At 73.9% G+C, this 6,555-nt stretch carries 4 protein-coding genes; 1 reads left to right on the top strand and 3 read right to left on the bottom strand.

Going from position 1 to position 6,555, the window contains the following annotated elements; all coding sequences use genetic code 11:
• Both Asi02nite_RS10605 and Asi02nite_RS10600 read right to left on the bottom strand, forming a co-directional pair.
• The coding region (locus Asi02nite_RS10605) for a sigma factor (protein WP_203712138.1) at positions 1–366 on the bottom strand (366 nt) is incomplete at its 3' end.
• 75 nt (positions 367–441) lie between these two features.
• Positions 442–1,419, bottom strand: coding sequence for a helix-turn-helix domain-containing protein (locus Asi02nite_RS10600; RefSeq protein WP_203712137.1), 978 nt, complete (start codon positions 1,417–1,419; stop codon positions 442–444).
• A gap of 135 nt (positions 1,420–1,554) precedes the next feature.
• On the opposite strand from Asi02nite_RS10600, the gene Asi02nite_RS10595 reads away from it, so the two are divergent.
• A complete protein-coding gene (locus tag Asi02nite_RS10595; protein ID WP_203712136.1) occupies positions 1,555–5,229 on the top strand; it encodes a S8 family serine peptidase in 3,675 nt (1,224 codons plus the stop codon).
• Positions 5,230–5,238: 9 nt separating this feature from the next.
• On the opposite strand, the gene Asi02nite_RS10590 is transcribed toward Asi02nite_RS10595, so the two are convergent.
• On the bottom strand, positions 5,239–6,543 hold the full coding sequence (locus tag Asi02nite_RS10590) for an EAL domain-containing protein (protein WP_203712135.1): 1,305 nt from the start codon (positions 6,541–6,543) through the stop codon (positions 5,239–5,241).
• Positions 6,544–6,555: the final 12 nt, after the last annotated feature.

Genomic DNA, 6,555 nt, shown 5'->3' with positions numbered 1-6,555 from the left:
GGGGTAGTGCAGCGCGATCGCCTCGCGCTGCCCCGCCGGCAGCGCGCGCAGCGCCGCCATCAGGGCGACGTGGTCCGGCCCGGCGCCGGGCACGTCGTCGGCCCCGGCCCGGGCCCGCCCGAGCAGCCGTCGCATGACCCGCCCGCGGCGGTGCCGGGTGCGGGCGAGGTTGACCGCCACCGTGCGCAGCCACGCCTCGGGGTTGTCCAGCGCGGCCACCTGGGCCGGGGCCGCGAGCAGCTTGACGAACGCCTCCTGCACGACCTCCTGGGCCTCGCCGAGATCGCCGGTCACGGGGTGGAGCTGCACCACCAGCCGCTGGTAGCTGGCCCTGTACAGGTCGTGGATGAGCTCTCGATGGCTCAAGGACGCCGTCCAATCCGTTCGTTCGTGGCCTTCATGATGGCGACGAACCCGGCCGGCGAAAGGTTCCCTCGGCGGTCAGAGCCAGCCGCGGCGCTCGGCGAGGATGCCCGCCTGGAAGCGGCTCGAGGCGCCCAACTCCGTCATCAGGCGTTGGAGCCGGCGGTACGTGGTGCGGGTGCTCCAGCCGTTCACGCGCGCGATGGCCGTGTCGGTCAGGCCCGCCATCATCATCGTGAGCAGTGAGCGGGTCTCCTCGTCCGGCGCGCGGGCCCCGCCGAACGGCGCGTCGAGCGGGGCGGCCTGCGCCCATTCGCCTTCGAACAACGCTTCGAGGGCCGTCAGCAGCGGGGAGCGCCGGACGAGGTAGGCGACCTGCAGGCCCGTGCGGCTGAGGTCGAACGGGATCAGGGCGTCCTGGTCGTCGCGGATGATCAGCTTGATCGGCAGGGTCCGCCGCGTGCGGGCCTCCTCGCCGCCGCGTACCGCCGGCAGGATGTCCCGTTCGAGCTTCTGCGGCCAGGTCACCGCGTCCAGGCTGTAGATCACCCGGTGCGCCACGCCGTCGTTCTGGTGGCGGGCGATCTGCGCCTGCGTGTTGCGCGCCGCACCGGCACCGCCGGGCACCTCGTAGTAGGGCGGCGTGTCGAACACCCGGACCTGGTGGTGCGCCTCGGACTCCAGGTGCGCGACGGCGGCGGCGATCGTCTCCCGGTCGGTGAGCTGCTCGATCACGAGTTCGGGGCTCGTCCGGTGCGCGCTGCGGTGGATCTCCGCCAGCGCGTGCACCTTCGCCCGCGCCGCGCTCAGCTCGCGTTCCCGTAGCTGCACGAGTAGGTTGATCGCGATGTCCGGGGGAGCGGCCAGGTAGCGCGCCGGGTCGCCGCTCCCGGCCACCAGGTGCTTCGCCTCGAGGGCGAGCAGTGTCCGCCGCAACGGCCCCGCCGGTGTCGACAGGTGGTCGGCGAGCGCGGCGACCGTCGACCCCGGCAGGGCGACCAGCGCCTCGTAGGCCCGCTCCTCGTCGGCGGACAACCCCAGGACTGCGAGCTCCATTGTCGAGATTGTGCCATCTGGCAGTGAGCAGCCACGAGCGGATCTTGTGGCGGGCATCGACGGCTGGGAGTGTTCGGCCATTCCGGTGTGCCGATGGCGCGGCCGGTTGCTCCCGCACAGGAAGGAATCCCGCCGTTGAGTACATCACGCACACGTCGGGCCATCGCGGCGGCCGCGTGCCTCGCGACGTCGCTCACCTCGCTGGTGGCCGCCGGTTCGGCGTCGGCCGCGCCGGGCGGATCTTCGGGGCGCCCGGCCCCGGCGACCCACACCATCACCTTGATCACCGGCGATGTCGTCACGGTGAACGCGACCGGTGACGCCGGTGACAGCGGAGGGACGATCTCGGTCGAGGGACCGGACGGCGGGCCCGCCGACGCGCGGATCGTCCAGTCCGCGGGAGACGTGTACGTCTACCCGGACGCGGCGGCGCCCTACCTCGGGAAGGGCGTGCTCGACCGGCGGCTCTTCAACGTCACCGACCTGGTCGCCGCCGGCTACGACGACGCGCACCGCGACGACCTGCCCCTGATCGTCTCGTACGCCGCCGGGTCGCAGGGCTTCCGCGCGAACGCCGCCCCGGCGGGATCGACGCTCGTCCGGCCGCTCGCGAGCGTCGACGGTGCCGCGATCACGGCGCGGCCGGACGACTTCTGGACCGCGGTGACGCGGACACCGTCGTCCTTCGCGAAGGGCGGCGCGGCGTTCGCCGGCGGCATCGCGCGGATCTGGCTCGACGGCAAGGTCTACCCGGACCTGGCCGAGTCGGTCGCGCGGATCGGCGCGCCGGAGGTCTGGGCCGGCGGCGACACCGGGCAGGGCGTCGACGTCGCGGTCCTCGACACCGGCGTGGACGAGGGCCACCCCGACCTCGCGGGCCGCATCGTCGAGACCCGCAGCTTCATCCCCGGCGAGGACGTCAAGGACGTCCGCGGCCACGGCACCCACGTCGCCTCCACCATCGCGGGCACGGGCGCCGCGTCGGGCGGTGCCGAGAAGGGCGTCGCGCCCGGCGCGCGGTTGCACATCGGCAAGGTGCTGGCCGACTCCGGCTCCGGCACGGACTCCCAGGTCCTCGCCGGCATGGAGTGGGCGGCGGTCGAGCAGCACGCCCGGATCGTCAACATGAGCCTGGGTACGCAGGAGCCGTCCGACGGCACGGATCCCCTGTCGCAGGCGGTGAACCGGCTCAGCGCCCAGACCGGCGTGCTGTTCGTGATCGCGGCGGGCAACACCGCCGGCCCCGGCACCGTCAGCTCGCCCGGCGCCGCCGACGCGGCCCTGACCGTGGGCGCCGTGGACCGCGACGACCGGCTGGCCGAGTTCTCCAGCCAGGGTCCGCGGGTCGGCGACGGCGCGCTCAAGCCGGAGATCACCGCTCCGGGCGTCGACATCCTGGCCGCGCGGTCGCAGTACACGTCCGAAGGGGAGGGTCCCTACCTGACGATGAGCGGCACGTCGATGGCCACGCCGCACGTGGTCGGCGCCGCCGCGCTGCTCGCCGCGAAGCACCCGGACCTCACCGGCGCCCAGCTCAAGGACCTGCTGACCAGCACGGCCCGGCAGACCCCGGACTACAGCGCGTTCCAGGCCGGCAGCGGCCGGTTGGACGCGGCGGCCGCCGCCCGTACCGGGGTCTTCGCCTCGGCCACCGCGTACGCCGGCCAGAACGAGGGCGGCCCGGTGCGCCGTCCGGTGACGTACACCAATCTGGGTGTCTCGCCCGTGACCCTGACCCTGTCGATCGCGGCGCCCGGCGTGCCCGCGGACACGTTCCGGCTCTCGGCCGACCGGGTCACCGTGCCCCCGCGCGGCACGGCGACGGTGACCGTGACGATCGACCCGAAGGCCGCCGGTTCCAGCGGCTTCACCGCCCAGATCCTCGCCACCGCGCCGGACGGCACCCTCGCCGCGCACACCGCCGTCTCGCTCGGCGCGCTCGCGCACCGGCTGACCGTCGACGTCAAGGACGCCGCGGGCCGGCCCGCGTGGGCGTTCGTCATCGCGCTGCGGGCCGGCGACCCGAACCCGATCCTGCTCGCGGTCGACGGCACGACGAGCTTCTGGACGCCGGAGGACCACTACTCGGCGCTCGCCTTCGTGGCCGTGCCCGGCGCCCACGGCCCGCGCTCGCAGGGGCTGGCGCTGCTCGGCGATCCCGACTTCACGCTCACCGGGGACCGCACGGTCACGCTGGACGCCGGCGACGTCCGGCTGGTCGACGAGACCACCCCGCAGCCCGGCGCCGCCAGTTACCTGCGGCTCGAGTACTCGCGGATGCTGCACGCGGACGGCCGCCTGCACGACTTCGTGCTCGCGGGCACGGGCGTCGACAGCCTCTGGGTCCAGCCGCGGGGCAGGGTGACCCACGGCGACTTCACCCTCGGCGCGCGCTGGCGCAAGGAACAGCCGGCGCTGGCGCTGTCCGTGCGGGGGACCGGCTACACCGACGTCCTGCGCCAGCGGGGCGTGACCGCGCTGCCCGACGGGACGCGGACCATGCCGCTCGTCTTCGCGGGTGCCGGTGCGCCGGCGGACTACGCCCGGCTGGGGGCGCGGGGCAAGGCCGTGGTCGTCCGGCGCACCGAGGCCGCGGACCCGGTCGCGCTCGCCGAGGCGGCGGCCGCCGCCGGCGCCACGCTGCTGCTCGTGGCCAACGACCGGCCCGGCCGGGAGAGCCTGTGGTTCGGGGAGACTCCGCTCGACGTCGGGCTCCTCAGCGCCGACGAGGGCGAGAAGCTGATCGCCCAGGCGCGGCGGCGCGACGCGGTGCTGCGCGCGGAGTCGCACCCGGCGCCGGCCTATCTCTACGACCTCGTGCACACGTGGCACGACGACCTGCCCAAGACCATGGTCGTCCACGCCACGGGCCGGAACCTGGCGCGCATCGACCAGACGTTCGCCGGGTTCGTCCCCAGTGGACAGGGCCAGGAATGGCGGTACGACTTCCCGGCGTACACCGAATGGGGCATCGGGAACTACGTGCCGATGGCCGCCAGTGGGCGGCGCACCGACTGGGTCAGCACCGACGGCGCGAATCGCTGGGGCCACGAGGTCTACGACGGCCTGCTGGGCCTGTGGGGCGTCCGCCGGACGTACGCACCGGGCAGCGTGTCGCGCGACGTCTGGTTCACGCCCGTCCAACGGCCCTACCTCAACAACAACTTCCTCGGACCGACGCGTACGGGCGACGAGATGCGGATCGAGGTGCCCGGCTACGGCAACGCCGACCACGTCGGGGCGATCTCGGACCAGCAGCGCACGAGCCAGACCGTGACGCTCTGGCAGGGTGGGACCCAGCTCGGCCGTTCCGACAACGGGCTCGTCTTCTACCCCACGGCCCCCGGCGCCGGTCCACTGCCGTACCGCCTGGTCGTGGCGAACCGGCGTGACGCGTCGGTCAGCGCGTACTCGTCCTCGACCACGACGGAATGGACCTTCACCTCCGCGGCCCCGAAGGTTGCGGGCCAACGGGACCTGCTGCCGCTGCTGCAGATCCGCTACGACGTCGACCCGGACGCCGACGGATCCGTGCGCCGCGACGCGAAGGTCGGCGTCACCGTCGAACAGCGCGCCCCGGTCTCGGTGGGCCTGACCCCGGTCTCGGTCGCCGGCGGCGGCACCCCGCGCACACCGCGCGTCGAGGTCTCCTACGACGACGGCGCCACCTGGGTCCGCCTGTCGGACCGCGGCGGCTACCGCCTCGACGCACCGCGGAAGGCGCGCTTCGCGTCCCTCCGGGTGACCGCCGCCGACTCCGCGGGCAACGGGGTCACCCAAACCATCGTCCGCGCCTTCGGCCTCCACTGACCCCCGAAGCTACCGCTCCTGGGTCTCGACGTACGGTGTCAGCCGGACCTTCGTGCCGTCCTCCACGCGGGCGGCGCGGGCGTCGATCTCGTTCTTCATACGGCTGACGAGTGGCAGCGTGGCTTCGACGACGCGGTCCCACTCATGGGACGTGCCGGCGTCGAAGTCCGCGCCGCCGCGGTGCCGGCGGGCGAACACGCCGCTGCCGTAGTGGCTGCCCACCAGCAGCGTCGCCCGCTCGTCGCGCAGCGGGTCGCGCGCGTCGAGGGGGATGCCGCGGACCCGGCCGCCGGGCGTGAACGGCACGCCGTAGCCGAGCAGGAACACCTCGATGCCGCGGCTGGCGACGAAGATGTGCCCGAGCAGGCTGTCGTCCCGCAGGTAGCGCAGGTCGCCGACGTTGACGACCAGGATCGCGGGCGCGGGCGCGGTCGCCGCCTCGTTCTCGACGGCGGCGCACAGCGCGGCGAGCTGGGCCTCGGTCACCCGCTCCACCGGCTCGGTGCGGGCGAGCACGTCGTAGGGGGTCGCCTTCGCGACCGCGCGCGGTGCGACCCGGGCCAGTCGCTGGTCCGACAGGTGGATCGTCGTGGGCAGCGGCCCGGGCCGGCCGAACAGCCAGCCCTGCCCGAGGGTGGCGCCGAGCGAGCGGGCGACCTCGACGTGCTCGTCGGTCTCGACCCCCTCGGCGACGATCTGCGCCCCGCGCTTGCGGGCGTCCTCCAGCACGGCGTTGATGACGTGCGAGTCGGGCGACGCGCTCTGGATGATGGTCCGGTCCAGCTTGATCACGTCGGGGTTGATCAGCGGCATCGCGGCGAGGCTGGCGGGGTCGACACCGATGTCGTCGAGGGCGATCCGCGCCGTCTTGCGGCGCGCCTGGAGCACGGCGTCCAGCAGGCCGGCGGGCCGCCGGGTGACCGCCTTCTCGGTGATCTCCATGACGACGTCGGACTCGCTCATCAGGTCGGCGTACGCGGGTGCGACGCCGTCGTCGGAGCCGGTCGCGCTGATCGTGTCGGGGTTGAGGTTGACGAACAGCGCGAGGCCGGGCATCCGTGCCCGCCGGAACGCGGTCGTCGCCAGCCGCGCGCACAGCTCGTCGAGCTCGACGGACCGGCCGACCTCGGCCGCGGCGGCGAACAGGGCCGCCGGGCTGCGGAACCGCCCCTCGGGCCCGCGGGCGAACGCCTCGTACCCGACCGGCCGGCGGTCCTCCAGCGAGACGACCGGCTGGAAGACCGTCTCGATGCGGCGCTCCCGCAGGATGTCGTCGAACTCGGCATCGAAGGGCAGGTCAACGTCGAAGGCCATACGTAAAGCCTG

This window comes from Asanoa siamensis, assembly GCF_016862555.1.
GTDB classification, from domain to species: domain Bacteria; phylum Actinomycetota; class Actinomycetes; order Mycobacteriales; family Micromonosporaceae; genus Asanoa; species Asanoa siamensis.
The sequence above is the reverse complement of the archived record's forward strand: the minus strand, read 5'-3'. Positions and strand labels throughout refer to the sequence as shown.